This window comes from Shigella sp. FC1967, from assembly GCF_001743005.1.
Lineage (GTDB): Bacteria > Pseudomonadota > Gammaproteobacteria > Enterobacterales > Enterobacteriaceae > Proteus.
This window is the reverse complement of the sequence record NZ_MIIZ01001060.1, coordinates 1-1,085: the sequence shown is the minus strand read 5'-3', so window position 1 is coordinate 1,085 and position 1,085 is coordinate 1. Positions and strand designations below refer to the sequence as shown.

At 46.9% G+C, this 1,085-nt stretch carries 2 protein-coding genes; both read right to left on the bottom strand.

What is annotated here, in order from left to right; genetic code table 11:
- A partial coding sequence (locus tag BHE89_RS18300) for an RHS repeat-associated core domain-containing protein (protein WP_458694239.1) occupies positions 1-309 on the bottom strand: 309 nt, incomplete at its 3' end.
- Positions 310-537, bottom strand: coding sequence for a hypothetical protein (locus BHE89_RS18295; protein ID WP_069369966.1), 228 nt, complete (start codon positions 535-537; stop codon positions 310-312). It lies immediately after the preceding gene.
- Positions 538-1,085: the final 548 nt, after the last annotated feature.

The window sequence follows — 1,085 nt, the reverse complement described above, 5'->3', positions numbered from 1 at the left end:
CCCCCAAGCAAACTCTCCTGTCGGGTCGGTATTGGACATAGGGTTGCTCAGCGCATACGCATAGGTGTTAATCCCACCAGCCAGCCCTATCGGGTCGCTGGTGATGTACCGCCCGGTGTTCGGGTCGTAGTAGCGCCGCCAGTTGTAGTGAAGCCCGGTCTCCGCGTCGTAATACTGCCCTGGGAACCGCAAGTTGAAGGTCGGCCCCTGGGTCGTAACGCTGGCCTTACCGAACGGGCTGTAGCTCGCCTTCCAAACCACTTGGCCGCTGGTGTAGGCAGGACCAATGCCAGCATTATCAGGTGCCACTCACTTGTTGCCATTTCCCTTGTCATGAAAACTACCTACAACGACAAGAATTATGCTGGAAATGGTCAATACCACCCCTAAAAACGCACCTATTTTTACATACAGGATTATTTTTTCTTTTAGTAGAAAGTAATCTACCGCCCCCATAATGAACGCACTTACCAATACAGCTAATCCTATGTTCATTAACGTTCGCTGCACCCTTTCAATCTTTGTCAGGTTTTGCATAAATACCTCTCAAAACCACTTGGCCTCTGGCATCGGTCAGCCACAACCGGCACCAGCATCACCCGCTTTATGTTCCGGAGAAGAACCTCATCACTTCCGCTGGGTAATGGAATAGGTGCCCTCCTTTATCGAAGAACAGAAACCAAATAGACGCTGCCACACAGAATATTCCTGCAAGAATCATTTCTAATGAAGTTCTCGCATAGATAGTAAGCCTGCTCCTATTATCGAACTTGATCACCCAATGTTTGAATAAAGCCACGCATCCAACGTATATACATCTTATCCCTGTTGGAAGCGCAATAAACACAGCGCCAACTGTCATAAATGTATATATAAACATACCCACCCAGTTATTGATTTCCATAAACCGTCCCCAAAGCTACGCCAATAGCAGAACCATGTGAGCCGTAATTAATCCCTGGATTCCTCATTAGCTCTCTTTAACTTTAATATTTTCCTTAGATTTAAGTATCCATAGATTCCTGAGAACACTCCATACCCCCCCCCAAACACCAACGGACAGATATAAGGCGAATTTGCTTAGA

What these genes read in the sequence shown, in the direction of transcription:
- BHE89_RS18295 (WP_069369966.1), bottom strand. Translation starts at nt 537, where the DNA reads ATGCAAAACCTGACAAAGATTGAAAGGGTGCAGCGAACGTTAATGAAC.